We start from the raw sequence: 26469 nt of genomic DNA on the forward strand, positions 1-26469 counted from the left end.
CCGGCCGTCGGCGCCTGCCCTTATGATGCTCCGAGACGGGACGTCCCCCGGGCGACCGAGAAAGCCGTGACCCGGCTTCTGGTGACACGAGGAGGTGACACGCTGTGCAGGGATTGATTCTGCAGCTCACTCGAGCTGGCTTCCTCCTGATCCTGTGGTTGTTCGTCTGGGCAGTGCTGCGCACCCTGCGGTCGGACATCTATGCGGCCTCCGGGCTGCGCGTGGCACCGCGCTCCCGCACGTCACCGGTGTCGCTGCAGGGCCGCAAGGCGAAGGTGGCCAAGCAGCTGGTGGTCACGCAGGGTTCGCTGGCCGGTACCCGCATCACGCTCGGGTCGCAGCCGGTCCTCATGGGTCGGGCGGACGACTCGACGTTGGTCCTCACCGACGACTACGCGTCCACGCGCCACGCACGGCTGTCTCCTCGCGGGGGTGACTGGTACGTCGAGGATCTCGGTTCGACCAACGGCACCTACCTCGACCGGGCCAAGGTCACGACGGCGGTGCGCGTCCCGCTGGGCACGCCCGTCCGCGTCGGCAAGACCGTGATCGAGCTGCGCCCGTGACACTGGTTCTCCGCTACGCCGCGCGCAGCGATCGCGGTCTCGTGCGATCCAACAACGAGGACTCGGTCTACGCCGGTGCGCGCCTGCTCGCTCTCGCCGACGGCATGGGAGGGCACGCCGCCGGTGAGGTCGCGTCCCAGCTCATGATCGCGGCGCTCGCCCACCTCGACGACGACGAGCCGGGAGACGATCTCCTGGGCAAGCTCGAACGGGCGACGCGCGAGGGCAACTCCACCATCGCCGAGCAGGTCGAGGAGGATCCCGAGCTCGACGGCATGGGCACGACCCTGACGGCGATCCTGTTCGGCGGCAGAAAGATCGGGCTCGTCCACATCGGCGACTCGCGTGCCTACCTGCTGCGCGACGACGAGCTGACGCAGATCACGCGAGACGACACGTTCGTCCAGTCCCTGGTCGACGAGGGCCGGATCACGGCCGAGCAGGCGCACTCGCACCCGCAGCGGTCGCTCATCATGCGCGCGCTCACCGGTAACGAGATCGAGCCGACGCTCACGGTGCGTGAGGCCCGCGCCGGGGATCGGTATCTCCTGTGCTCGGACGGCCTGTCCGACGTCGTCAGCAGCGAGACCATCGCCGACACGCTCCGCGAGGGCGAGAACGACGAGTGCGCCGATCGGCTCATCGAGCTGGCGCTGCGCAGCGGTGGCCCCGACAACGTCACCGTCGTCGTCGCCGACGTCATCGATCTGGACTACGGCCAGTCGCACCCCATTCTCGCCGGAGCCGCGTCGATGTCCGACGAGGAGGACGCGCCGCCGCCGAACACGGCAGCCGGCCGCGCCGCCGCCATGCGGCCGCCCCGCACCACCCCGAAACGTGTCGTGACACCGCCGCCCGTGCCGGAGAAGAAGTCGCACAAGCTCCGGTGGTCACTCGCCGGCCTCGGCGTGGTCGCCCTTCTCGTCGTCGGCCTCGTCGTGGGATGGCAACTGCTGCAACGTAACTACTACGTCGGAACCGACGACGGTCGCGTGGTGGTGATGCGCGGAGTCTCCGGTTCGGTGCTCGGCTTCTCGCTGCAGGAGGTCGATCTGGTCGGCTGCGTCCGCGACGGGGCCACGGCCACCGAGGACGCGACGGTCGAGCTGCGCGCTCCCGGCGACGCCGACTGCACGATCCTGGGTGTCGACGATCTCCAGCCCTCGGCACGCGAACAGGTGCGCTCGGGTCTGCCGTCGGGCACCCTCGACGACGCGCGCACCCAGGTGGCGCGACTTGCGTCCGGTGACCTGCTGCCCCCGTGCACGCCGCCGGCGAGCACCACCACCACGCCGAGCGCCACTCCCGAGGCCACGCCTGCTCCCACGGCCGCACCGCCCGCTCCGGACCCGGCGGTGCCCGTCGATCCGGCGGCTCCCGTGACCACCACGATCGAGCCCACCCCGGCACCGACGCCGACGCTGGTGGCGGGCCAGACCTGCAGGACGGGTTCGTGATGTCCGCTCCGAACCTGCCGACCCCGAACCGGCCCACCCCCAGCCAGTCGTCCGCCTCATTCCCCAGCCCGCCAGGTGGGTTCGCCCCCGCCCCGCCGCAGTCGACGAGACGCGGTGTCGAGGCGGCACTGCTCGGCGCGGCCGCGGTCATCACCACGGTGTCGCTGGTGCTCGTCGAGGCGAGCCAGGAGCAGGCCATCACCTGGGACCTGGCGAAGTACGGCCTCGCCTACCTCGCGATGTTCGCGGTCGCCCACGCCGCGGTCCGTCGTTTCGCCACCCACGCGGATCCGCTGCTGCTCCCGGTAGTCGCCATGCTGAACGGGCTCGGACTGGTGCTCATCCACCGGCTCGACCTGGCGGCGCAGCAGTCGGCGGTGTACCTCGGCATCGAGGAGCCGTCGGCCGACGCCACGCAGCAGGTGCTGTGGACGGCCCTGGGCATCGCCGGGTTCATCGCTGTCCTCGTGCTGATCCGCGACTACCGCACCCTCGCGCGGTACGGCTACACCCTGGGCCTCGGCGGTCTGGTGTTCCTGGCCCTGCCGGCCGTCCTGCCCTCCTCGTTGTCCGAGGTCAACGGCTCGAAGATCTGGATCCGGTTGCCCGGCTTCAGCATCCAACCCGGTGAGTTCTCGAAGATCCTGCTGCTCATCTTCTTCGCCTCGGTGCTCGTGGCGAAGCGCGAGCTCTTCACCACCGCGGGCAAGCACGTGCTCGGCATGGACTTCCCGCGCGCCCGCGATCTCGGACCCATCGTCGTCGCGTGGATCGTGTCCATCGGCGTCCTGGTGTTCGAGAAGGATCTCGGCACGTCGCTGCTGATCTACTGCACGGTCCTGGTGATGATCTACGTCGCCACCGAGCGCGTCGGCTGGATCGTCGTGGGTGTGGCGCTGCTCCTGCTCGGCTTCCTGCTCGCGTATCAGTTCTTCGGGCACGTGAAGATCCGCACCGACACATGGCTGGATCCGTTCGCGGACTACAACGACACCGGCTATCAGATCTCGCAGTCGCTCTTCGGTCTGGCGACCGGCGGCATGGGCGGTACCGGGCTCGGCAGTGGCCGGCCGTCGCAGGTGCCGTTCGCGAGCACCGACTTCATCATCGCGACCATCGGCGAGGAGCTCGGCCTCATCGGCCTGGCCGCCGTGTTGATGCTCTATCTGGTCTTCGTGTTGCGTGGGCTGCGCACCGCCCTCGCGGTGCGCGACAGCTTCGGCAAGCTGCTCGCCGCCGGACTGTCCGTCACCATCGCGGTGCAGCTGTTCGTCGTCGTCGGCGGCGTCACCAAGCTCATCCCGCTCACCGGTCTCACCACACCGTTCATGTCCTACGGAGGATCCTCGCTGCTCGCGAACTACGCTCTGGTCGCCCTGCTCATCAAGATCTCGGACGCCGCACGGGCGCCCGTCGTGCCGCAGAAACGCGGACCGGCGGCTCCGATCGGTGACGCTCCCACCGAGGTGGTGAAGCGACCGTGAACACACCTCTGCGCAGAGTCGCCATCGGCGTCATGGCGATGATCGTCGTCCTGCTCGCGAACGCGACGTACGTCCAGGTCATCAAGGCGGACGACCTCCGAACGGATCCGCGGAACTCGCGGGTGCTGCTCGACGAGTACGCACGCCAGCGTGGGCAGATCTCGAGCGGCGGCCAGGTGCTCGCGGCCTCCGTCGCGACCGACGATCGCTACAAGTACCTGCGGACGTACCCCGCCAACCCCGCGGCACCGTCCAGCCCGGCCGCCAACGCACCGGTCACCGGCTTCTACTCGATGCTGTACTCGAGCACCGCTCTCGAACGGTCCGAGGACGCAGTGTTGAACGGCTCGGACAACCGACTGTTCGGCAAGCGGTTCTTCGACCTGCTCTCCGGTCGCGACCCCCGCGGCGGCAACGTCGTCACCACGATCGATCCGGTGATGCAGCAGGTCGCCTACGACCAGTTGACGTCGAAGGGCTACACCGGCTCCGTCGTGGCCATCGAGCCGTCCACCGGCAAGATCCTGACGATGGTGAGCACGCCGAGCTACGACCCCAACGAGCTCGCGACGCACGACGGCGAGACGTCGACGCAGGCGTGGGAGCGACTGAGCAGCGATCCGGGCGAACCCCTGGTCAACCGCGCGGTCTCCCAGACCTACCCGCCCGGTTCGACGTTCAAGGTGGTCGTCACCGCGGCGGCGCTGGCGGCCGGCTCCACCCCGGACACCCAGCTCACGGCGGCGCCGACCATCACGCTGCCCGACACGTCGACGACGCTCGAGAACTACAACGGCTCCACGTGCGGCGGCGGCGCCACCGCGTCGTTGCGCGAGGCGTTCGCGCGCTCGTGCAACACCGCCTTCGTGGAACTCGGTATCGACGCCGGCACCCAGAACGTCAAGGACACCGCGTCCGCGTTCGGCATCGGCGAGGCGAACCAGGCCGTGCCGATCCCGGTCGCCGACAGCACCGTCGGGGAGATCCCCGACGACGCCGCCCTCGGTCAGAGCAGCATCGGCCAACGCGACGTCGCACTGACACCGCTGCAGAACGCCGAGATCGCCGCCACCATCGCGAACGGTGGCGTGCGCATGGCGCCGCACATGGTGGCCCAGCTGCAGGGTCCGGATCTGTCGACCCTCGACACCACCGAGCCCACGTCACTGGGCCAGTCGATCTCTCCCGAGGTCGCGTCCACGCTCACCGATCTGATGGTCGGCTCGGAGAACAACTCCGGCGGCGAGGGCAAGATCGCGGGGGTGCAGATCGCATCCAAGACCGGCACCGCCGAGCACGGCAGCGATCCGCGCAACACCCCTCCGCACGCCTGGTACATCGCGTTCGCGCCGGCACAGGACCCGAAGATCGCCATCGCGGTCATCGTCGAGAACGGTGGTGACCGCGCACTCGCCGCCACCGGTGGGTCCGTCGCGGCACCAGTGGCGAGAGCAGTGCTCGGCGCCGGATTGCAGGGGAGGTGAGCCCCGCATGAGTGGAGGCCTGGGTAACGGAGCAGTGGTCGCCGACCGCTATCGACTGCTCCGACTGATCGCGACCGGTGGAATGGGACAGGTCTGGGAAGCGACGGACAACCGGCTCGATCGCCGCGTCGCCGTCAAGATCCTCAAGCCGGAGTTCTCGGACGACCCCGAGTTCGTCGAACGGTTCCGTGTCGAGGCGCGCACGACCGCGCTGTTGAACCATCCCGGCATCGCCAACATCTACGACTACGGCGAGGTGCGGGACGCCAACGGGCAGTCGCTCGCGTATCTCGTCATGGAGCTCGTCATCGGCGAGCCCCTCAACACGGTGCTCACGCGCATGGGTCGGCTTCCGCTGGTCCACGCACTGGACATGCTCGAGCAGACCGGCCGCGCCCTGCAGGCCGCGCACCGCGCAGGCATCGTCCACCGTGACGTGAAGCCGGGCAACATCATGATCACGCCCGACGGGACGGTGAAGATCACCGACTTCGGCATCGCGAAGGCCGTGGACGCCTCGCCCGTCACGCGGACCGGCATGGTCATGGGCACCGCGCAGTACATCGCTCCCGAACAGGCGCTGGGTCAGGACGCGACGTCCGCGTCCGACGTGTACTCGCTCGGCGTCGTGGGCTACGAGGCCATCAGCGGGACCCGTCCGTTCGTCGGCGACGGCGCGCTGACGGTCGCGATGAAGCACGTGCGGGACGCCGCGCCGCCGCTTCCCGGCGATCTGCCGCAGCCGGTGCGGGAGCTCATCGAGATCACCATGACCAAGGACCCGGCCGCACGGTACGAGAACGGCGGGGAGTTCGCCGACGCGGTCGCTGCCGTGCGCGCCGGCCGGCGCCCGCCCGCCCCGGGCACGGCGTCCGGTACCGGTCGGGTCGCCCCGCCCGTCGGCGCCGTCGGTGGGCCGTCCAGCACCCGCATGATGACCACGTCCGCCACCGGCTACGCCGCCGCGGCAGCGGCCACACCACGATCACCGGAACCTGATCGTGACCGCGAATCGGGCATGACCCCCGGGCAGAAGGCCCTGGCCTGGGCTGCCGGTGGACTGCTCCTGCTCGCCGCCGTCGTCGCGTTCGGGCTGTTCGTCTTCACCGAGAGCAACGGTTCGACGCCCGTCGTCACCTCGACCACCACGGCGGCGACCACCACGGAGCCGACCACCACCACGACGCGGCCGACGACCACCACCACCGAGCCCACGACGACGACCACCACCACCACGACCACCACGACGACGGAACCGACGACGACCACCACCGAGCCCACGACCACCGAGCCGACGACCACCACCACGACCACGACCGACGGGGGACTGTTCACCATCCCCGGTCTCGGCGGCGGGAACGGCAACGGCAACGGGGACGGCAACCCCTTCAACTACGCACCGGGAGGATCGCGATGACCACACCGCGCAAGCTCTCGTCCCGGTACGACCTCGGGGAGATCCTCGGTTTCGGTGGCATGTCGGAGGTCCACCTCGCGAAGGACGGCCGTCTCGATCGCGACGTGGCCATCAAGGTGCTGCGTCAGGATCTGGCACGCGATCCCACGTTCTACCTGCGGTTCCGCCGCGAGGCACAGAACGCTGCGGCACTGAACCATCCGGCGATCGTGGCGGTGTACGACACGGGTGAGGCGGAGACCGAGACGGGTCCGCTGCCCTACATCGTCATGGAGTACGTCGACGGCGACACGCTGCGCGACATCGTCCGCGCCGAGGGGCCGATGGCTCCCAAGCGTGCAATGGAGGTCATCGCCGACGTCTGCGCCGCCCTCGACTTCAGCCACCGCAACGGCATCGTGCACCGCGACGTCAAACCGGCCAACGTGATGATCAACCGCGCCGGTGCGGTCAAGGTCATGGACTTCGGCATCGCGCGGGCCATCGCCGACAGTTCGTCTCCGATGACGCAGACCGCTGCCGTCATCGGTACCGCCCAGTACCTGTCGCCCGAGCAGGCTCGCGGCGAACAGGTCGATGCGCGATCCGACGTCTACTCGCTGGGCTGCGTGCTGTTCGAGATCCTGACGGGCGAGCCGCCGTTCACGGGTGACTCCCCGGTCGCGGTCGCGTACCAGCACGTCCGGGAAGATCCGCGACTGCCGTCGTCGGTGAATCCGGACATCCCGCGGGAGCTGGACTCGATCATTCTCAAGGCGATGAGCAAGAACCCGGCCAATCGGTACCAGAGCGCCGCGGACATGCGCACCGATCTCATCCGCGTCCTCGGTGGCCAGCGGCCCAGTGCGCCGATGGTGATGAACGACGAGGATCGCACCACCATCCTCGGCTCGATGGATGCGCCGCGGTCCGGCGCTCGGCCGGCGTCCGACAACTCCGGCGAGCCTCGCCGGATCGCCCGCCACGCGCATCCCGACGCGGACGACGACGGAGACCGACCGCGCCGCAAGGGCGTGCGCGTCGCCGTCATGGCGCTCGCCGCCCTCGTGGTCGTCGGCATCGTCGGCGTCTTCCTGTGGAATCTCGGCCCCGGTGCGGAGGCCCGTTCGGTGACCGTCCCGGACGTGTCCGCGCAGACCGCCGACGCCGCCCGCACCACCCTCGAGAACGCGGGCTTCCGCGTCGACGTCCAGCAACGCTCCGACGCGACGGTGCCCGAGGGGTCCGTCATCGGCACGCGACCCGTGTCCGGCACGACGGTCGACGAGAACAGCACCCTCGTTCTCGAGGTGTCCACCGGTCCGGAGCAGATCCAGGTCCCCCAGCTGGCAGGACTGACGCAGAGCGCTGCGGAACAGGCACTGGTGCAGGCCGGTCTCGCTCTCGACCCGTCGATCGGCCGGGCCGCGTCGTCTCGCGCGGACGTCGACAAGGTCATCGGTCAGGAGCCGGCTCGCGGATCGTCGATGGCTCAGGGCTCGTCGGTACGCATCACGCTCGGATCGGGACCGCGTCAGGTGCGGGTCCCCGACGTGGTCGGTCAGAACATCGAGGTCGCTCAGCCCAACATCGCGGGTGCCGGTTTCCTCGTCGACCGCCAGAACGTCGACTCGACGCTCCCGGCCGGTCAGGTGGTCGCCACGACGCCCGCGGGCGGCAGCAACGCCACCGACGGCGACACCGTGGTGGTGCGGGTGTCCAACGGATCGCAGTTCGAGATCCCGGACCTGGCAGGCCAGACCCCGGTCCAGGCCGTCGACCTCCTCCGCGCCGCCGGCTGGGAGGGCACCATCGCCGAGATCGACCAGGTCGACGTCCAGACGTCGGACCTCACGCAGGTCAACCGCGTTCAGCAGCAGGCGGTCGCGCCGGGGACGGCCATCGCCAAGACGGCGCGCGTCAACGTGACCGTCGGCAAGTTCGGGCTCTGACCCGACGCGGCGCCGTGCTCAGACGCGGGCGGCGCTCTCGAGCTCGGCCACCAGGCCCGGTTCGGGAGCCTCGCCGCACACGGCGAGCCAGTTCGCCAGCATGCGGTGACCACCCTGCGTCATGACCGACTCGGGGTGGAACTGCACGCCGTGGATCGGCAGCTCCCGGTGGCGCATCGCCATGACGATGCCGCTCTCGGTGCGCGCGGTCACCTCGAGGTCGTCCGGGATCGTGTCCTCCCGCACCGTCAACGAGTGGTAGCGCGTCGCGGTGAACGGATCCGGCAACCCTGCCAGCACGCCGTCTCCGGAGTGGTGGACGACGCTGGTCTTACCGTGCAGCAGTTCCGGCGCGCGTTCGACCACGCCGCCGAAGGAGGCACCGATGGCCTGGTGTCCGAGGCACACGCCCAGCAGGGGCGTTCCCGACGACGCGCAGGCCTGCACCATGTCCATGGTGACGCCGGCACGCTGCGGCGTGCCGGGTCCGGGACTGAGCAGCACTCCGTCCACCTCCGCCACTGCGGCCTCGACATCGAGCACCCCGGGGTCGTCGTTCCGCAGCACTCGGGCCCGTGTCCCCAGCTGGCCGAGGTACTGGACCAGGTTGAACACGAAGCTGTCGTAGTTGTCGACGACGAGGATGCGCATGTCACAAGACTAATGCCGCACGGGTGGGAGCTCGGCTGCAGGTTATCGTGGACGTGAGCAGTGAGCGTCCCCACCGTGGCTCACACCCGCCCGCCTGCAGTCCGGTACGAGAGTTCGAGGTCATCCATGCCCAAGTCGAAGGTCCGCAAGAAGCCCGACTACACGATCGATCCGGCGTCGCGGACGCCCGTCAAGGTCAAGGCCGCGCCGTCGAGCACGCTGTATCTGTCGGTCATGTTCGGTTTCATGGTGCTCGGTCTGGTGTATCTCATCGTGTACTACCTCGCCCAGGACAGCATCGGCTGGATGTCGGATCTGGGGGCCTACAACCTGCTGATCGGCTTCGGTTTCTGGATTGTCGGTCTCGTCATGACGATGAAATGGCGCTGACCGGGGCTTCCTCCGCCATGCGCGCCGAAATTACACGCGTGTTGTTCATCCACACTGTGGATAACTTCTGTGGATAACTTGTCCACAGGTGGCCGCGAGGCACCGCAGTCCTGGTCCACACCCCTCGCCGCCGTGGCCGCGCTGGGGGTGGGAGCCGCTGCACTCGCCGCCGCTGCCGTCGCCACGACGGGTGATCCGGCCGGCCGCGCGCTCATCGGACTCGCCGCACTGGCAGCCCTGGCGCTGGCTGTGCTGGCCGCGGTCCAACGTCCGAAGTTGAGTGTCGACGGCGACGTCCTGCGCATCAGAACTCTGCGCGGAACCCGCGACTACGGGCGCGACGACGTGCTCTCACTGCGTCTGGTCCCGTACCCGCGGCTCGGTCGACGGGTTCCGATGCTGGAGATGGACGTGACCGACGGCGACGACGAGCGACTCGTCATCTTCGGTCGCTGGGACCTCGGGGCCGATCCGCGCGCCGTGTTCGACACCCTCGAGCTACACGGGTGGGTCGACGCGGGCTGGTCGCAGCGGGACTAGCTGTAGTTCCCAGGGACGTTGCGGACGGGGACGCGGTCGATAGGTGACTGGCCACCGATGCCGGTGTGGGGTCGGTGGTGATTGTAGGTGTGGATCCAGTCCTGGTAGGTCGCTGCGCGGGCTTCGTCGGACAGGTAAGTGTGGGCGTGGGCCCACTCGGCGGCGAGGGTGCGGTTGAACCGTTCGACTTTGCCGTTGGTCTGCGGCCGGTACGGGCGGGTCCGTTTGCGGACCACAGTTCCGAGCGCTTCGGCGAACAGTGTTGAGCGGTAACAGGATCCGTTGTCGGTGAGCACTCGGGTGACGGTGACGCCGTGCGCTGCGAAGTACGCTTGGGCGCGGGTCCAGAACGCTGCGGCGGTCTCCTTGCGTTCATCGGCGAGGATCTCGGAGTACGCGAGCCGGGAGTGGTCGTCGACGGCGTGGTGGACGTACGCGTATCCGAGGCTTTGCTTCTTGTTGTGCCGGTTGCCGATCGTGCGGCCGAACTTGCGGTGCCCGCCGCCGTCGGGGATGCGGCCCAGTTTCTTGATGTCGACGTGCACCAGATCGCCAGGGGTGGGGTGTTCGTAGCGTTGGGCCCGTGGGCGTCGGACGGGTAGTCCGGTGTTCTGGTCCAGGTGGGACAGCAACGGCATCGCGTATCGGCGCAGTACTGCTTCGACGGTCGAGCGGGCCAGGTGCAGGTGGTAGGCGATGCGGTGAGGTCCCCACCGCCTGGTGAAGCGCAGGTTGATGATTCGGCGTTCGGTGCGCTGGTCGGTGCGGGTGGGACTGCGGTGTGGGCGGCTCGAGGCGTCGCTCATCGCCGCTGCACCGCCGGCGGCGTAACGCCGCGCCCACTTCGATGCGGTGGCGGGTGAGCACTGGAATCGTTCGGCGGCGCGGCGGACGGTCCAGCCGGCGTCGACGATGGTGCGTGCCAGGTCCAACCGTCCCCGAGGGGTGAGGTAGGCGTTAGCGTGTGTCATGAGGGCCTCTGGTGGTCGGGGTGTGTGTGGTAACCACACCGATACCGGAGGCCCTCCCTCATCGACTCACGCCACGCCGTTCACAACCTCAGCAAGAACTACAACTAGCCCACCACGAGAGTCGGAGCGAGCGTCGCGGCACGCAGACCGATCAGCGCCAGGGCGAGCAGCCCGACGCCGGCGATGCCGAACCATCCCAGTCGGCGTGACCGACGAGCGTCCGAACCGGTGACGAACAGCACCGCGGCCGTGGCGGCGGCACCGGCGGCGAGCCCGCCGAGGTGTCCCCACAGGGAGATACCGGGGATCGCGATGCTCAGCACCACGTTGAGCCCGATCACGACGAGCACCGGGGTGGGGCTGCGGCGCAGTCGGACGAGGATCACGGCCTGTGCACCGAGGAGGCCGAACACGGCGCCGGATGCTCCGACCGTCGCCACCAGGGGGCTGGACAGCCACATCACCGCCGCGGCGCCGCCCAGCAGCGCGACGACGTACACGGCGAGGTATCGCGAGCGTCCGAGCACCAGTTCGCAATCGCGCCCGATGACGTACAGGGCGAACATGTTCACGGCGAGGTGCACGATGCCGGAGTGCAGGAAACCACTGCCCAGGATGCGGACGACATCGCCGTCGGCCACCAGGAGCGGAACGAGCTGCCAGCTGCGGAACAGCGAGCTCGACTGGTTCGCCAGGCCGCCGGACTGAGCGGCCGTGAGGGCGAACACGAGGATGTTCAGTGCCATCAGCGCGTAGGTGACGACGGGGGTGGAGACGGTCCTGCTGACACCGCCGGCCATCGTGCGGGCACGCGGGATAGACCCCGCAGCCTGTGCCACGCACTCGACACAGTGCTGACCCACCGCGGCCGGCCGCAGGCATTCCGGGCAGGCCGGTCGGTCGCACCGGGTGCAGGACAGGCCGGTGGGCCGATCGGGGTGGCGCACGCAGACAGGGAGGGGCGGCACCGGAGCGCCGCCCCATCCTGGTCCTGTCATGTCACACCGATCTCGCGACGGGGGACCGTGTCGGTCGAATCAGGCAATGGTGACGGATTCGATGACGACGTCGTTCACGGGGCGATCGCCGCGGCCGGTCGCGGTCGAGCCGATCTCGTCGACGACCTTCTGCGACGCGGGATCGATGACCTCGCCGAAGATGGTGTGGCGACGGTTGAGATGCGGAGTCGGGCCGACGGTGATGAAGAACTGCGAACCGTTGGTGCCGGGGCCCGCGTTCGCCATGGCGAGCAGGTACGGACGGTCGAACGACAGCTCGGGGTGGAACTCGTCACCGAACTTGTATCCGGGACCACCCGTGCCGGTGCCGGTGGGGTCACCACCCTGGAGCATGAAGCCCGCGATGACGCGGTGGAAGATCGCGCCGTCGTAGAAAGGTCCCTCGGAGGAGCCCGACGCGTTCTTCGTGCTGTAGTCCTTGGTGCCCTGCGCGAGACCGACGAAGTTCTCGACCGTCTTCGGCGCGTGGTTGCCGAAGAGGGCGATCACGATGTCGCCGTGATTCGTGTGCAGGGTCGCGGTCTGAGTCTGTAGAGGTGAGGTCACAACACCATCGTGCCACCCGGGGAATGTGCAAGGGTGAACGGATGACGTCAACACCCGACAGTGCCACCGCCAAGAAGGCGCTCGGCATCGCCCGTGACACCGCCCTCACGCTCGCGAAGGGCCCCGCAGCAACAGGTTTCGTCGTCACTCGCAAGGGGGTGTCGGTCCTCCGGTCACGACGCGCCCAGCAGCGTGCCGCTCGTCCCGCACCCGTGCGTGCGGCGGCGCCCGTTCGACGCGGTCGGTTCGTGCCCGGCCGCCGCGCCGGCGTGATCGGACTGCTCGTCCTCCTCGGCGCCGGCGCTGTCGCGTTCTCCCGCTCGCGCCGCACCGAGCTGCCCCCTCCCGCCGCCGAGCCGCCGAGCCTGGGCACGCCGACGACCAACGGTCACCAGGCGCCCTGACACTGCTCCGCCGGTCAGAGCATCCCGAGCACGAACCGCGCCACGTCGGCCAAGTCCATGGTTCGTGGGGCGGGTGGGCTCGGCACTCCGGCCACCACCTCGGCCACGGCCCGTGCCGACACGCTGCCCGGTTCCAGGTAGTCGGCATGGCCCACGGTGCCCGCCGTGTCCAGCGCCTCGGTCTCGGGTCGCTCGCTGGGATCGGGCCCGAACCGTCCCAGGTCGGCGACGGGGTCCCACGCCGCCTCGGCGACGTGCACCGGGCCCGGCGCGGCTGCGGCGGCGCGGTCGCTCCATCCGGGCGAGCCCATCACCACCACGGCGTCGACGGGGGCACCGGCCTCGATGGCCTGCGCCGCGACGACGGTGCCGTAGGAGTGCGCCACCAGCGTCACCTCCGGAGCATCACCACCGTGTCGACGATCGCCGAGCGCCTCGAGAACGCCGACGAGTGCCGGCGCGCCGGCCGCAGCCGGTGCGGTCGAGGCCACGCTGCGCCCGGGCTCGACGAGCTCCGTGTTCCATTGCGGCGCTTCGTATCCGAGCCACGACACACCTGCGGCGAAGGAGCCGGGTGACAGCGCACCCGCCTCGGTGACGAGTGCCGCCGTCTCGCCGTCGTGTCGCGCGATCGACCCCGCCACCGTGGTCCCGGCGCCCGGAACCACCACCGCCACCCGATCCGCACCGTCGAGGTCGCCGACGGACACCGCCGCCAGGGTGCGGCGCGCGCCAGCCTCGTAGTGCACGAGACGGCGCTCGGGTCGCGCGAGCACCTCGATCAGCGCGTCGATGGCCGCCAGGCGCTGCCGCGTCTCGGCGAGTCCCGCGTCCACGTTCGAGAACGCGCCCCCGAACGCGGCGTCGTCGAGTCGCGCGGACAAGTCGCGTTCGGCGACGACGAGGCGCTCACGGTCCTCGGCCATCCGCGCCCGGTTGGCGGTGTCGAGCACCGCCGCGGCCCTCGTGGGCGCCGAGTCCGGCGGCGCGTCTCCGCCTGCCCTGGTCAGGTCCTCGGCGACCGTGCGATCCAGTTCGGCGAGGGCGCCCGTCCGATCCGCGGGATCCCATCGCGACAGGGCTGCACGGTCGTCACCCGCGCGGGCGAGGACGTCCGCGATCCGACCCAACACGTCCGCTCGCGTCGACAGCTCCGCCGCCGTACCCACGACGGCCGACCGAGCGGCGTCGGCCGCCGCTCCCTCCCACCCGGGCAGCCGCCCGATCGCGGTCGTGCGATCGACCAGCACGCGCAGGCGAGTCCCCGCGGACACCACCCTCGTGTGCATGTTCCACATGTCCGGTGCTGTCCAGACCACCGACTCGCTCACGCCGACCCCCGTCGTTCCCGGACGGCACGTGGAGGCCGCCTCGAGCGGACAGTGGACCAGATGGAGCCGGCGGGCCTGGCTGCGTCGTCCACAGCCCGGGGAACGAGCCGTCAGCGCCGCTCGGCGGGCACTCCGGTGTCCTCGATGACGGCCCTGGGCACCGGCGTGGACATCTGCTGGGCACCTCGGCTGCGCTTGGCCTTGTAGAGCTCGGCGTCGGCGGCCCGGTAGATCTCCGACCACTTGCGCACGGTGGGCATGCAGACCAGTCCGACGCTCCACTCGGCCGAGTGCGCTGCCCGCAGCCGCTCCAGAAGGGTCGCCGCCTCGCCCTCACCGGTTCCCGGCATGAACAGCACGAACTCGTCGCCGCCGAGACGGCCCAGGACGTCGCCCTTGCGCAGCTGACCGCGCCACGCTGCCGAGACCCGCTCGAGCAGTACGTCGCCGGCGATGTGCCCGTAGATGTCGTTCACCGTCTTGAAGTTGTCGAGATCGAGAACCGCCATGCTCACCGGCAGACCACGAGAGGCGAAGACCGGGAGCAGTTTCTCGACGCGGTCCTCGAGGCCCTGACGGTTGAGGAGTCCGGTCAGGGCGTCCCGCGACGCCGAGTGCCGCATGCGCCGCGAGTGGGAGCCGAAGAACTCGGCGGCGGCCACGATGCCCAGCGCGGTGAGGACGTAACCCACCATCGGCATGGTCGACGGCGACAGCGCGGCCGCCACGACCGATCCCACCGTCAGCACGCTCACCCACACCCAGCCGCCGCGCTCACTCCAGTACCCCGCGAGCTGCATGCCCAGGAACATCGCCGCCTGACTCAGCAGCAGGTACGCCACCGGTCCGTCCGACGTGAGGAACATCGCGCACAGCGACGCGACGGCGCCGCCCGTCACGATGCCCAGCGTGCGAGGCGAGGTCGGACGCGGGCCGAAGTGCAGGACGGCCGCACCGAGGAGTTGGAGACCTGCCGCGAGGACCATGACCACGGTTCCGGTGGTCGTGCCCGAGAACGCGACGGCACCGGCGATGAAGAGAACGGCGGTGGGACAGAGATAGACCACCATCGCGGTGCTCGCTTCTGTTCCTCGTCCGGGGTTCACGCGTCAAGTATCGACGATGAGGCGCGCAGTGGTGGACGAAGCATCGCCGGTGGGCATGGTGACATGTCCAGAGACGAGAACACCCTGCTCCGGCATGCGGAACAGGGTGTGGTCGTGACTGTGGAGCCTAGGAGATTCGAACTCCTGACATCTGCCTTGCAAAGGCAGCGCTCTACCAACTGAGCTAAGGCCCCGGATCGACATCCGGCAGACGATGCCACCGCGTACTCTCCACGCGGATCGCGCGAACAGTGACGGCAACGACGACCGACGTCACGAGGGCGGGGAGAAGAATCCTCACGGACATCCTTTCTCGCTCTCGTTCGTGGGCCTAGGAGGACTTGAACCTCCGACCTCTTCCTTATCAGGGAAGCGCTCTAACCGCCTGAGCTATAGGCCCGCACTCGGCTCGCAGAGCACGGTGGAACGTGCTGTGCTGACCGAGGAACGAGATTACCGCACACACGGCGCGAGACCAAAACGCCGGTGTGCGGTGGGTCAGTCCCGGTCCGCCAGCGTCACTTCCAGGCCACCGACGAGGTCGGAGCACAGGTTGTAGATGAACGTGCCGATGGTCGTCAGTGCTGTGAACAGCACCACGTTGATGAGACCGATGACGGCGGCGTAACCAAAGATCTGGCCGGCCGACACCAACCCGGACTCGCCGGACGTGGCGACGATGTCGGAGAACGCATTGTTCAGTCGATCCCACACGCCCATGCCGTCGAGCACCATGTACAGCAGCCCGACGGCCACCATCCAGACGAAGAACAGCGACACGGAGATCACGAGCGACAGCTTCAACATCGACCACGGATCGATCTTGCGCACCTGGACGGTCGCGCGCAGCGGCTCACCGGACTCCGACGATCGCGCCGTCATCATCGGGGTGGCGCGCTCGGTGCGCTGCTCCTCCTGCTGCGGGTGACGGACCGTCGAGAGGTCCGGCATGTCGGTGGGCAGGTCGTTCCGCGCGATGTTGCGCGTCGGCCCGTCGATCACCGCAGCCTTGGCCGTCGCCTCGGCGGGACGCCCCTGGCGGGGACGGTCCTGACCGTCCGTCGGACGTGCAGCGGGCTGCACGGTCGTCCGGGCCTGACCCTGGTCCGGACGAGCCTGCTCGGGAGCGCGGCCCGTCGGAGAGGGACGGCTCTGCAGGTTCGTCTGCGGCTGCCGCTGAGGTGGCTGCTGCTCCCGCACGGGAGCCTGCTGGGAGTCCGGTGTCCGAGCCGGACGGGGACCCTGATGGCCGGGGTCCTGCCGAGCAGGGTCCTGTCGAGCGGAGTCCTGCTGCACCCCGTCCTGGCGTGCGCCGTCCTGCTGGGCAGGCGGCCACGCCGCGGGCGGGCGAGGTGCCGGGGGTCCGCCGGCAGGCCGTGGGGCCTGACGGTCGGACGTGGTGCTCGGCGCGGGGCGTCCGTTTCCGGTGGACCCGGGCTGTTCGGGAGTACTCACTGCGCTCATGACTCCTTGGATCCGTCGGCCTCGGCGATCGCGAGGTCCTCCGGCTCGTCCGCGTTGCGTGCGATGGCCAGCAGGTTGTCGCCGTCGCCGAGGTTCATCAGCCGAACGCCCTTGGTCTGGCGTCCTGCCTTGCGAACCTGACGAGCCGCGGTGCGGATGACACCGCCGCTCGAGGTGATGGCGTAGAGCTCGTCGTCGTCCTCGACGATGAGCGCTCCCACCAGGGTGCCACGACGCGGGTCGTACTGAATGGTCAGCACGCCCTTGCCACCGCGGCCCTGCGGGGGGTAGTCCTCCATCGCGGTGCGCTTCGCGTAGCCACCGGACGTGGCGACCAGCAGGTACGTGCCGTCCTTCACCACGTTCAGGGAGAGCAGTGCGTCCTCGCCGTTGAAGCGCATTCCCTGGACACCCGAAGTGGCGCGGCCCATCGGGCGCAGCACCTCGTCGGTGGCCGAGAAGCGGATCGACTGGCCCTGAGCGGACACGAGCAGCAGGTCGTCCGAATTGGTGCACAGCACGGCTCCGACCAGCTCGTCGTCGCCACGCAGGTTGACGGCCACGATGCCACCGGAACGGTTGGAGTCGAAGTCGGCCAACTTGGACTTCTTCACCAGACCGGCCTTCGTCGCGAGCACCAGGTACGGCGCGTCGTCGTAGGTCTTGATCTGGATGATCTGCGCGATGCGCTCGTCGGGCTGGAACGCCAACAGGTTGGCGACGTGCTGTCCGCGGGCCGTGCGGTTGGCCTCGGGGAGCTCGTACGCCTTGGCCCGGTAGACCCGGCCCTTCGTGGTGAAGAACAGGATCCAGTCGTGCGTCGAGCAGACGAAGAACTTGCTGACGATGTCGTCCTGCTTGAGACCCGCGCCCTGCACACCCTTGCCGCCGCGCTTCTGCGATCGGTAGAGGTCGGTCCGCGTGCGCTTGGCATACCCCGTCTCCGTGATGGTGACCACGACGTTCTCACGCGCGATCAGGTCCTCGTCGCTGACGTCGCCGTCGGCCGCGATGATCCGGGTACGACGATCGTCGCCGAACTTGTCGACGATCTCCTTCAGCTCCGAGCGCACGATCTCCCGCTGACGCTCCGGACGGTCCAGGATGTCCTGCAGGTCCGCGATCTCGATCTCGATCGCGGCGAGCTCGTCGACGATGCGCTGCCGTTCGAGGGCAGCGAGGCGACGCAGCTGCATCGCGAGGATGGCGTCCGCCTGGATCTGGTCGACGTCGAGCAGGTCCATCAGGCCCTGGCGTGCGACATCGGCGTCGGCGGACCGGCGGATCAACGCGATGACCTCGTCGAGGGCGTCGAGCGCCTTCACCAGTCCGCGCAGGATGTGGGCCCGCTCCTCGGCCTTCCGCAACCGGTACCGCGTACGACGGACGATCACGTCGAGCTGGTGGGTCACGTACAGCTTGATCATCTGGTCGATTCGCAGGGTGCGCGGAACGCCGTCGACGATCGAGAGCATGTTGGCGCCGAAGCTCGTCTGCAACTGGCTGTGCTTGTAGAGGTTGTTCAGCACCACCTTCGCGACCGCGTCGCGACGCAGCTTGATGACGATGCGCATACCGACGCGGTCGGACGACTGGTCCTCGATGTCGGAGATGCCGGCGATGCGGCCGTCCTTGAGCTGCTCGGCGATCGAGGCGATCATGTTGTCCGGGTTCACCTGGAACGGCAGCTCGGTGACGACGATCTGCGTGCCGCCGCGCTCCCCCTCCTCGATGTCGACCACGCCGCGCATGCGGATCGATCCGCGACCGGTGCGGTACGCGTCCTCGATGCCCTGCGATCCGACGATGAGACCGTGAGTGGGGAAGTCCGGTCCCTTGATCCGCTCGATCATCGCCTCGAGGGCGATCTCTTCACTGGCCTCGTAGTTGTCCAACATCCAGTACACACCCTCGGCGAGTTCCCGAAGGTTGTGCGGCGGAACGTTGGTCGCCATGCCGACCGCGATGCCGCCACTGCCGTTGGCGAGCAGGTTGGGGAACCGGGCGGGCAGCACGGTCGGCTCGAGGGTGCGGCCGTCGTAGTTCGCGATGAAGTCGACGGTCTCCTCCTCGATGTCCGCGAGCATCTGCATCGCGAGAGGAGTGAGCCGACACTCGGTGTACCGCATGGCCGCCGGGCCGTCGTTGCCGCGGGAACCGAAGTTGCCCTGACCGTCGACGAGCGGGTACCGCATGGACCACGGCTGCGCCATGCGCACGAGGGTGTCGTAGATCGAGCTGTCGCCGTGGGGGTGGTAGTTGCCCATGGTCTCGGCCACCGGTCGAGCCGACTTCACGTATCCGCGATCGGGTCGATATCCGTTGTCGAACATGGCGTACAGCACGCGGCGGTGCACGGGCTTGAGACCGTCGCGCACCTCCGGGAGTGCTCGACCGACGATGACGCTCATCGCGTAGTCGATGTAGCTGTTCTGCATCTCCTGCTGGATGTCGACCAGCTCGATGCGGTCGGACGTGGGTCCGTCGCCGCCGGTGGGGGGCAGGGTGGTGTCTGTCATTGCATTCTCCTAGCGCGGCGCTCGGGGCGCGGAGCGCCTATACGTCGAGGAAACGAACGTCCTTGGCATTACGGGTGATGAAGCTGCGGCGGGCCTCGACGTCCTCACCCATGAGGATGGAGAAGAGTTCGTCGGCGGCGGCAGCGTCGTCCAGAGTCACTTGACGCAGCACGCGCACGCTCGGATCCATCGTGGTCTCCCACAGTTCCTTCGCGTTCATCTCGCCCAGGCCTTTGTAGCGCTGGATGCCGTCGTCCTTGTTGATCTTCTTGCCCGACGCCAGGCCGGCCTCGATCAGTCCGTCGCGCTCCCGATCGGAGTAGGCGAACTCGGGATCCGCACCTCGCTGCCACTTGAGCTTGTACAGCGGCGGCATGGCCAGGTAGACGTAGCCGTGCTCCACGAGAGGCCGCATGAAGCGGAACAGCAAGGTGAGCAACAGAGTCGAGATGTGCTGGCCGTCGACGTCGGCGTCGGCCATCAGCACGATCTTGTGATAGCGCAGCTTCGCGATGTCGAACTCGTCGTGGATGCCGGTGCCGAACGCCGTGATGATCGACTGGACCTCGGTGTTCTTGAGGACACGGTCGATGCGGGCCTTCTCGACGTTGATGATCTTGCCGCGCAACGGAAGAATGGCCTGATACATCGAGTCGCGACCGGACTTGGCGGAGCCGCCGGCCGAGTCGCCCTCCACGATGTAGATCTCGCACTTCGACGGATCATTGGAACGGCAGTCCGCGAGCTTGCCCGGCAGTCCACCGATGTCGGTGGCGCTCTTGCGCCGCACCAGATCTCGCGCACGACGAGCAGCTGTGCGCGCCTGCATCGAGGCGACGGCCTTGGAGATGATGAGCTTGGCCTCGGCGGGATTCGCCTCGAACCAGTGCGTGAGGTGTTCGCCGGCGGCCTTCTGCACGAAGGACTTCACCTCGGTGTTGCCGAGCTTGGTCTTCGTCTGGCCCTCGAACTGCGGCTCACCGACCTTGACGGAGATGATGGCGGCGAGACCCTCGCGGATGTCGTCTCCGGTGAGGATGCCGTCCTTCTCCTTGACGAGCTTCTTCTCGTTGGCGTACTTCTTCACGACGTTGGTCAGCGCGGAGCGGAACCCCTCTTCGTGCGTACCGCCCTCGTGCGTGTTGATCGTGTTTGCGAACGTGTGCACGGACTCCGCGTACGTCGAGTTCCACTGCATCGCGATCTCGAGTTCGTGGCCCGGGCCCTTGGCCGAGAAGCCGATGACCGACGGATGCTGCGGCGTCTTCGCACGGTTGATGTAGCGGACGTAGTCCTCGAGACCACCGGGGTAGTGGTAGGTCCGGGTCTTGATCTTGGCCGGTGCTCCCGACGGCTCCTCGGCGTCCGCCTTGGGCGTCTCCGCCAGCTCGCTCTCGGAGGCCTCGTCGGCGATGCGCTCGATGTCCGAGGCGCGCTCGTCGGTGAGGACGATGGTGAGTCCCTTGTTCAGGAACGCCATCTCCTGCAGGCGACGCGCGACCGTGTCGAACTTGAAGACGGTCTCCTCGAAGATGTCCGCGTCCGGCCAGAACGAGATCGCCGTACCCGTGCGCTTCGTCGGCTCGCCCTTGATCAGCTCGCCGGGGACGGATCGCGTGTAGGTCTGCTCCCAGTGGAAGCCGTCGTTGTCGACCTGCGCCAGCAGGGTCGTCGACAGAGCGTTGACCACGGAGATACCCACGCCGTGCAGGCCGCCGGACACCGCGTAGGAGTCGGAGTCGAACTTGCCGCCGGCGTGCAGCTGAGTCATGACGACCTCGATGGTCGGGATGCCCGAGGAGTGCATGCCGACGGGGATACCGCGACCGTCGTCGACGACCCGCACGCCGCCGTCGGCGAGAAGGGTGACCTCCACCGTGGTGGCATGACCTGCCATCGCCTCGTCGACGGAGTTGTCGACGACCTCCCAGATCAGGTGGTGCAGGCCGCGCTCTCCGGTGGAACCGATGTACATACCGGGTCGCTTGCGTACCGCCTCGAGTCCTTCGAGGACGGTGATCGACGACGCGTCGTATTCCTTCGGCTTGTCGCTCTTGCCTGCCTTGGGGTCAGCCACGGTCAGCTGTTCTCCTTCTCGACTACGCTCCCCCGACACTCACCTCGCTCGGTGAGGACGGCAGAGGACCTCGACCCGAAAAAATGCGCTCGGGGACGCATGCCCCTCGCGCTCGGTGGTCTTTACCGGTCCATCGTACCGGTAAAGCGTGGGTCGCGGCTCACGTCGACACCCGAAACGGCCCCTCATTGCGTCGGAGACGGACTTTTCTCGTGTTCCGCGGTTCATTTCGTGGGTACGAGGGCTCCGCGCGTCAGAGATCGAGCGTCAGCCGCTCGCCCGCGGAGCGCGACACACAGATCAGCATGTGATCCTCGCGCTCGTCGTCGGCGAGGCGTCGGTCCCGGTGCTCGGGAGCGCCGGCCAGAACCTTCACCTTGCACGTTCCGCAGAAGCCCTGGCGGCACGAGTACGGCACACCCGGGACGACCTCGCGGATCACGTCGAGTGCCGTCCGGTCCGCCGCGACGTCGAGCACCGTCCCGGACGACGCGAGTTCGACACTGAACGGGGATCCCGCTACGACGGGCGGCGGCGAGAACCGCTCGTAGTGCAGACGCGTCGCCCCCGTCGCCGGGACACCTTCACGCACCAGAGCCAGCATCGGCGGCGGACCACAGCAGTAGACGGATCCGCCGTCCGGCGCGTGGCGGAGAAGATCCGCTGCGGTGGGCAACCCGTCGACGTCGTCGGTCCGGACGGTCACACGCTCCTGGTCCCACGTCGACACCTCGTCGAGGAACGGCATCGACTGCCGTGAGCGTCCGCTGTAGACCAGATGCCAGTCCATGCCGAGGGCACGGGCCCGCCGCACCATCGGGATGATCGCGGTGATGCCGATACCGCCGGCCACGAACAACGCGGATCCGGACGCGTAGAACGGAAAAGCGTTGCGCGGGCCGGTGACCGAGAGTCTGTCTCCCACCTCGAGGGTGTGCATCTCGGCCGAACCGCCGCCGCCGTCCGGTACCAGTCGCACCGCGATCGAGTACGCGTCCTTCTCGAGCGGGTCACCGCACAGCGAGTACTGCCGGCGACGCCCCGAAGGGAGCACGAGGTCGAGGTGGCTGCCCGGATGCCACGGCGGGACGTCCCCGCCGTCGACTCGGCGAAGCGTCAGCCCGACCACGTTCTCGTCCCGGCACAGCGTGAAACGCTCGGAGACCGCCATCGTGTGCGTCCGCGTCTGGACCGGCGCCGCACGCGCCTTGTACTTCGAGTGATCCAGGATGGCGAACAGTTTGTCCAGCCCGTCCGTGATCTGCGCCAGCGACTCGTCCATGCCGCCCTTGCCGAGCAGATCCTCGGGAATCGTCCGGGACGCGCGGTACTCGCGCACGGCCGCCATGGCTCGTGCGAACGTGCGATCGCCCATCAGACCGTGGCGGCCCTCGCCGCCGGGGAGGTGGCGAGGTACGCGACTGCCAACGAGGTGGATCCCTCCTTGGACGGGTGGTAGTCCTTCCGCAGGTACCGCACGGACGCCTTGCCGACGGCCTTGGCGGTGGGGAACAACCCGCGCTGCGTGACGGCCCTGATCTGCTTCAGCGTGTAGCTGCGCTGATCGTCCGTCAGCGTCGGATCGTTCTTCATGAGGAAGCGGAGACCGCGGCCCCACATGACCACGACGGTCGGTGCGACGAGAAGGTAGGTACGCGTGCGGCGGAACCGTCGCGTGTCGAAGTACTGCAACACGTCGTAGGCCACGGCGCGGTGCTCCACCTCCTCGGCCCCGTGCCAGCGCACGAGGTCCAGCATGCGGGGATCCACGTCCGCCTCGTCCAGGCCTTTCTCCGTCAGCACCCACATGCCGAGGAACGACGTGAGGTGCTCGATGGCGGCGATCAGGGCCAGGCGCTCGACGAGGCTGTTCTTGGTGTTCGTCGACCTCTTGTCGAGAGCGACCCGGAAGACGTACTCCATCTGCTTCACGTACGGCGCCGGGTCCAGGCCCTGGTCGGCCAGGAACGTGTGGATGCCGGAGTGCGCCTGCGCGTGCATGGCCTCCTGGCCGATGAAGCCGATCACGTCGGCGCGCAGCTTCTCGTCGTGGATCAACGGCAGCGCCTCCTTGAACACGCGCACGAACCACTCCTCGCCCTCGGGGAGGAACAGGTGCATCACGTTCATGAGGTGCGTGGCCAGGGGGTCACCGTCCATGTAGTGCATGCGCATGGACTCCCAGTCGAACGAGACGTTGCGCGCCTGCAGGACGACGGGTCCTGGATCGTCGTTCATCATCGGGTCCTTTCGTGGCTGATCATTCGATCATTCGCCGCAGAGCGCGAGTTCGGATCGGATCCACCGTGACGCTGTCCCCGATCACCACGTCCGGTCGTTTCCCCGTGAAACGCTACGCACCCTCGTGACATCGATCAATGGGCCCGGGGGTTCACCCGTAGGTGTCACGAGGTCCGCGACCCGACACGTGACGGTCGCCCTTCTTCCAACTGGGCGCAGCCGGGCCGGTGATACGGAGCGACGTGACCACACCGTGGCCCACGGACGCGGCGATCTTCGCGAGGATCTGCGACTGCATCAACCGCAACTGGGTCGCCCACGCCGTGGACTCCGCCGACACCGCCAGCACGCCGTCCCGGACGGACACCGGCTCCGCGTGTGCCGCGATGTCCTCACCCACCACCTGGGGCCACCGGCCGAGCACCGTGCCCTCGTCCACCTTCGCCGACCAGCCACGCGACGCGGCGAGCGTCTTCGCGAGCGACCCGAGTGCCTGCGGATCACGGTCGTCGGGCCTCGAGCCGGACCAGGTGCGCGACCGTCGCGGCCGGCGTTGCGTCGACGCGCGACCCTGCCCCACGGCCTTGCCGTTGGCCTTGGCCGCCGCACGCGCGTTCTCGAGCGCACGCCGCGCGATGTCCGCTCCGCGCAGCGGGGGCTCGGCCGGATCGCTGCCGGACGGCGTCTCGTCCGTCATGACTCCTCCTCCACGTGGCTCGTGTCGACATCAGTATCGGACGTGCCTCCGACAGAATCCGACCCGGACACCTCGGTCAGTTCCGATCTGCGTGCACCCTCGGTCTCGTAGGCACGGACGTCCATGCGGCGCGCTCTCAACTCGGGCGGAACGTCCTCTGGCACTGCCGCGGTCACCAACACCTGCTCCGCCGTCACCGCGACCCCCGCCAGGGCGGTCCGCCGCGCACGATCGAGTTCGGCGAAGACGTCGTCGAGGAGGAGCACGGGATCCGAACCCTCGGAACGCAGCAACTCGAAAGCGCCGAGCCGCAGGGACAGTGCGAAGGACCACGACTCGCCGTGACTCGCGAACCCCTTGGCAGGATCGGTTCCGAGTACGAGGTCGAGATCGTCACGATGCGGGCCGACGAGGGTGACACCGCGTTCGATCTCCCGTGTCCGCATCACCGAGAGCTGTTGCAGGAAGGCTGCTTCGAGCACCTCGACGTCGTCCGGTTCCTCCGTTCGATCCAGCGCGAGCATCTCGGGGGGCATGGCGTCGGCGAGACTGCTCCGGTACGCGATGGCCGCAGGCCGCGACGACGGTGCGATCCGGCGGTAGGCGTCGACGACGAAGGGACCGACGTCGCGTACCGCGCGCAGCCGGTGCTCCACGATCTCGGCACCGAAGCCGGCGAGCTGCCCGTCCCACACGTCGAGCGTGGCCAACGCGTTCGCGCCGTCGCTCGACGACGATCCGCGTCGCAGAACCCCGCTCGCGCTCTTGAGTAGCGCGGACCTCTGCCGGAGAACGCGGTCGTAATCCGCACGGACAGCGGCCATTCGAGGAGACCGCGCGACGATCAGCTCATCGAGGTAGCGGCGACGCTCGCTCGGATCGCCGCGCACCATCGCCAGATCCTCGGGTGCGAACAGCACCGTGTTCAGGATGCCCAGCACCTCCCGTGTCCGCCGCACCGGAGAAGTGTTGATGCGAGCGCGATTCGCCCGCCCGTCGTTGATCTCCACGTCGACGGTGAGCTCGCGACCGAGGTTGACGACGGACGCCCGCACGAGAGCGCGTTCCGCACCCGTCCGGACGAGCGGAGCATCGGCCGACACCCGGTGCGACGACAGCGTCGCGACGTACCCCAGTGCCTCGAGAATGTTGGTCTTCCCGTGGCCGTTGGGACCGACGAACACCGTCACCCCCGGCGCGAGATCCACCGAGAGTTGTTGCCAGGAACGAAAATCGACCAGGGTCGCCGAGCGGACGAACACTTACGCGCCGGTGCTCTCCGTGTTGGGGGCACGCTGCACCGCGTGTCCACCGAACTGGTTGCGCAGCGCGGACACCGCTTTCATGGCGGGCGAATCCACCTGTCGCGACGCGAATCTCGCGAACAGTGCCGCGGAGATGACGGGAGCCGGCACCGAGTGTCGGATCGCCTCCTCGACGGTCCAGCGTCCTTCACCGGAATCCTGTGTGTAGCCGGAGATGTCGGTGAAGCCCGGATCTTCCTGCAGAGCCTTCACCAGGAGATCGAGCAACCACGACCGTACGACGGTGCCCTTGGTCCACGCACGCACCACACCGGTGACGTCCTCGATGAGATCCTCCGCGGCGAGGAGCTCGTACCCCTCGGCGTAGGCGTGCATGAGGCCGTACTCGATACCGTTGTGCACCATCTTCGCGTAGTGACCCGCGCCCACCGGGCCGGCGTGGACGAAGCCGTCCGCCCGCTCGCCCTCGGGACGCAACGCATCGAACACGGGCATGGCGCGCTCGACGTCCGCGGCAGCACCGCCGACCATGAGGCCGTACCCGTTCTCCAGGCCCCAGACGCCGCCCGAGACGCCGGCGTCGACATAGCCGATGCCCTTCGCGGACAACAGTTCCGCGTGCACCGCGTCATCGGTGAAGCGCGAGTTGCCGCCGTCGATCACGAGGTCGCCCTCGGACAGCACGCCGGCCAGAGTGGTGACGGTGTCGCGTGTGACGGGGCCGGACGGCACCATCACCCAGACGATGCGGGGAGCGGGGAGCGCGGCGGCGAGGGCCTCGAGCGACTCGACGTCGGTGACCTCCGGCCGCGGATCGTAACCGGTGACCTCGATGTCGTGGCGCCGCAAGCGCTCACGCATGTTGAAGCCCATCTTGCCGAGACCGACCAACCCGATGTTCATGCGTGG

The 26469-nt window shown here is 68.5% G+C and carries 23 protein-coding genes and 2 tRNA genes; 9 read left to right on the forward strand and 16 right to left on the reverse strand.

Annotated features, from left to right (window positions below; translation table 11 throughout):
* Positions 1–104: 104 nt before the first annotated feature.
* From QE449_RS01060 to pknB, 6 genes are read left to right on the forward strand one after another with little or no spacing between them, the layout of a single operon-like run.
* Complete coding sequence (locus QE449_RS01060) at positions 105–566, forward strand: FHA domain-containing protein (RefSeq protein ID WP_027505924.1); 462 nt, start codon at positions 105–107, stop codon at positions 564–566.
* Positions 563–2023 (forward strand): PP2C family serine/threonine-protein phosphatase, encoded by a 1461-nt coding sequence (locus QE449_RS01065; protein ID WP_222632487.1) that lies wholly within the window; start codon positions 563–565, stop codon positions 2021–2023. The genes QE449_RS01060 and QE449_RS01065 overlap by 4 nt, the downstream gene beginning before the upstream one ends.
* A complete protein-coding gene (locus QE449_RS01070; protein WP_222632699.1) occupies positions 2023–3507 on the forward strand; it encodes an FtsW/RodA/SpoVE family cell cycle protein in 1485 nt (494 codons plus the stop codon). The genes QE449_RS01065 and QE449_RS01070 overlap by 1 nt, the downstream gene beginning before the upstream one ends.
* Entirely contained in the window at positions 3504–4991 is a 1488-nt protein-coding gene (locus tag QE449_RS01075) for a penicillin-binding protein 2 (protein ID WP_222637829.1), read from the forward strand. The genes QE449_RS01070 and QE449_RS01075 overlap by 4 nt, the downstream gene beginning before the upstream one ends.
* Positions 4992–4998: 7 nt before the next feature.
* Positions 4999–6408, forward strand: a complete 1410-nt coding sequence (locus QE449_RS01080; protein WP_307108029.1) for a serine/threonine-protein kinase — start codon at positions 4999–5001, stop codon at positions 6406–6408.
* Positions 6405–8339 carry a Stk1 family PASTA domain-containing Ser/Thr kinase gene (gene pknB, locus QE449_RS01085; protein WP_222646461.1) on the forward strand — a complete coding sequence of 645 codons (1935 nt, stop codon included), beginning with the start codon at positions 6405–6407 and terminating at the stop codon, positions 8337–8339. Before QE449_RS01080 ends, pknB begins: the two co-directional genes overlap by 4 nt.
* A gap of 18 nt (positions 8340–8357) precedes the next feature.
* Here pknB and QE449_RS01090 read toward each other — a convergent pair whose 3' ends face one another.
* Entirely contained in the window at positions 8358–8990 is a 633-nt protein-coding gene (locus tag QE449_RS01090; protein WP_222632479.1) for an aminodeoxychorismate/anthranilate synthase component II, read from the reverse strand.
* A 126-nt stretch (positions 8991–9116) separates the two neighbouring features.
* On the opposite strand from QE449_RS01090, the gene crgA reads away from it, so the two are divergent.
* A complete protein-coding gene (gene crgA / locus QE449_RS01095) occupies positions 9117–9380 on the forward strand; it encodes a cell division protein CrgA (RefSeq protein WP_027505930.1) in 264 nt (87 codons plus the stop codon).
* A gap of 78 nt (positions 9381–9458) precedes the next feature.
* Positions 9459–9920, forward strand: a complete 462-nt coding sequence (locus QE449_RS01100; protein WP_027505931.1) for a PH domain-containing protein — start codon at positions 9459–9461, stop codon at positions 9918–9920.
* Here QE449_RS01100 and QE449_RS01105 read toward each other — a convergent pair.
* The 3 genes from QE449_RS01105 to QE449_RS01115 form a co-directional block, all read right to left on the reverse strand.
* Positions 9917–10891, reverse strand: coding sequence for an IS481 family transposase (locus tag QE449_RS01105; RefSeq protein ID WP_307108030.1), 975 nt, complete (start codon positions 10889–10891; stop codon positions 9917–9919). The genes QE449_RS01100 and QE449_RS01105 overlap by 4 nt on opposite strands.
* Before the next feature lie 104 nt (positions 10892–10995).
* Complete coding sequence (locus QE449_RS01110; protein ID WP_307108031.1) at positions 10996–11889, reverse strand: rhomboid family intramembrane serine protease; 894 nt, start codon at positions 11887–11889, stop codon at positions 10996–10998.
* A gap of 39 nt (positions 11890–11928) precedes the next feature.
* Entirely contained in the window at positions 11929–12456 is a 528-nt protein-coding gene (locus QE449_RS01115) for a peptidylprolyl isomerase (protein ID WP_027505933.1), read from the reverse strand.
* Between the two features lie 41 nt (positions 12457–12497).
* Here QE449_RS01115 and QE449_RS01120 point away from each other — a divergent pair, with 41 nt between their 5' ends.
* Complete coding sequence (locus tag QE449_RS01120) at positions 12498–12860, forward strand: hypothetical protein (RefSeq protein ID WP_056695686.1); 363 nt, start codon at positions 12498–12500, stop codon at positions 12858–12860.
* A gap of 14 nt (positions 12861–12874) precedes the next feature.
* Here the strand turns inward: QE449_RS01120 and QE449_RS01125 are convergent, their stop codons facing one another.
* The 12 genes from QE449_RS01125 to gnd form a co-directional block, all read right to left on the reverse strand.
* Complete coding sequence (locus QE449_RS01125; RefSeq protein ID WP_307108032.1) at positions 12875–14191, reverse strand: alpha/beta hydrolase; 1317 nt, start codon at positions 14189–14191, stop codon at positions 12875–12877.
* A gap of 110 nt (positions 14192–14301) precedes the next feature.
* The gene (locus QE449_RS01130) at positions 14302–15297 is read right to left on the reverse strand and encodes a GGDEF domain-containing protein (RefSeq protein ID WP_231476347.1); all 996 of its coding nucleotides are present in this window, start codon (positions 15295–15297) and stop codon (positions 14302–14304) included.
* A gap of 121 nt (positions 15298–15418) precedes the next feature.
* Positions 15419–15491, reverse strand: a tRNA-Ala gene (locus QE449_RS01135).
* 132 nt (positions 15492–15623) lie between these two features.
* Positions 15624–15697: transfer RNA gene (locus QE449_RS01140), tRNA-Ile, on the reverse strand.
* 98 nt (positions 15698–15795) lie between these two features.
* On the reverse strand, positions 15796–16761 hold the full coding sequence (locus QE449_RS01145) for a DUF3566 domain-containing protein (RefSeq protein WP_307108033.1): 966 nt from the start codon (positions 16759–16761) through the stop codon (positions 15796–15798).
* Positions 16758–19280, reverse strand: coding sequence for a DNA gyrase subunit A (gyrA, locus tag QE449_RS01150; protein ID WP_222649992.1), 2523 nt, complete (start codon positions 19278–19280; stop codon positions 16758–16760). Before gyrA ends, QE449_RS01145 begins: the two co-directional genes overlap by 4 nt.
* Positions 19281–19317: 37 nt before the next feature.
* The gene (gene gyrB, locus QE449_RS01155) at positions 19318–21357 is read right to left on the reverse strand and encodes a DNA topoisomerase (ATP-hydrolyzing) subunit B (protein WP_027505936.1); all 2040 of its coding nucleotides are present in this window, start codon (positions 21355–21357) and stop codon (positions 19318–19320) included.
* A gap of 253 nt (positions 21358–21610) precedes the next feature.
* A complete protein-coding gene (locus QE449_RS01160; protein ID WP_222632697.1) occupies positions 21611–22705 on the reverse strand; it encodes a PDR/VanB family oxidoreductase in 1095 nt (364 codons plus the stop codon).
* A gap of 26 nt (positions 22706–22731) precedes the next feature.
* Positions 22732–23595 carry a metal-dependent hydrolase gene (locus tag QE449_RS01165; protein WP_231476351.1) on the reverse strand — a complete coding sequence of 288 codons (864 nt, stop codon included), beginning with the start codon at positions 23593–23595 and terminating at the stop codon, positions 22732–22734.
* Positions 23596–23749: 154 nt separating this feature from the next.
* Entirely contained in the window at positions 23750–24295 is a 546-nt protein-coding gene (locus QE449_RS01170) for a DUF721 family protein (RefSeq protein ID WP_027505939.1), read from the reverse strand.
* Complete coding sequence (gene recF / locus QE449_RS01175; RefSeq protein WP_307108034.1) at positions 24292–25557, reverse strand: DNA replication/repair protein RecF; 1266 nt, start codon at positions 25555–25557, stop codon at positions 24292–24294. Before recF ends, QE449_RS01170 begins: the two co-directional genes overlap by 4 nt.
* A complete protein-coding gene (gene gnd / locus QE449_RS01180; protein ID WP_027505941.1) occupies positions 25558–26463 on the reverse strand; it encodes a phosphogluconate dehydrogenase (NAD(+)-dependent, decarboxylating) in 906 nt (301 codons plus the stop codon).
* Positions 26464–26469 lie beyond the last annotated feature (6 nt).

Source organism: Rhodococcus sp. SORGH_AS_0303 (assembly GCF_030819335.1).
GTDB lineage: Bacteria > Actinomycetota > Actinomycetes > Mycobacteriales > Mycobacteriaceae > Rhodococcoides.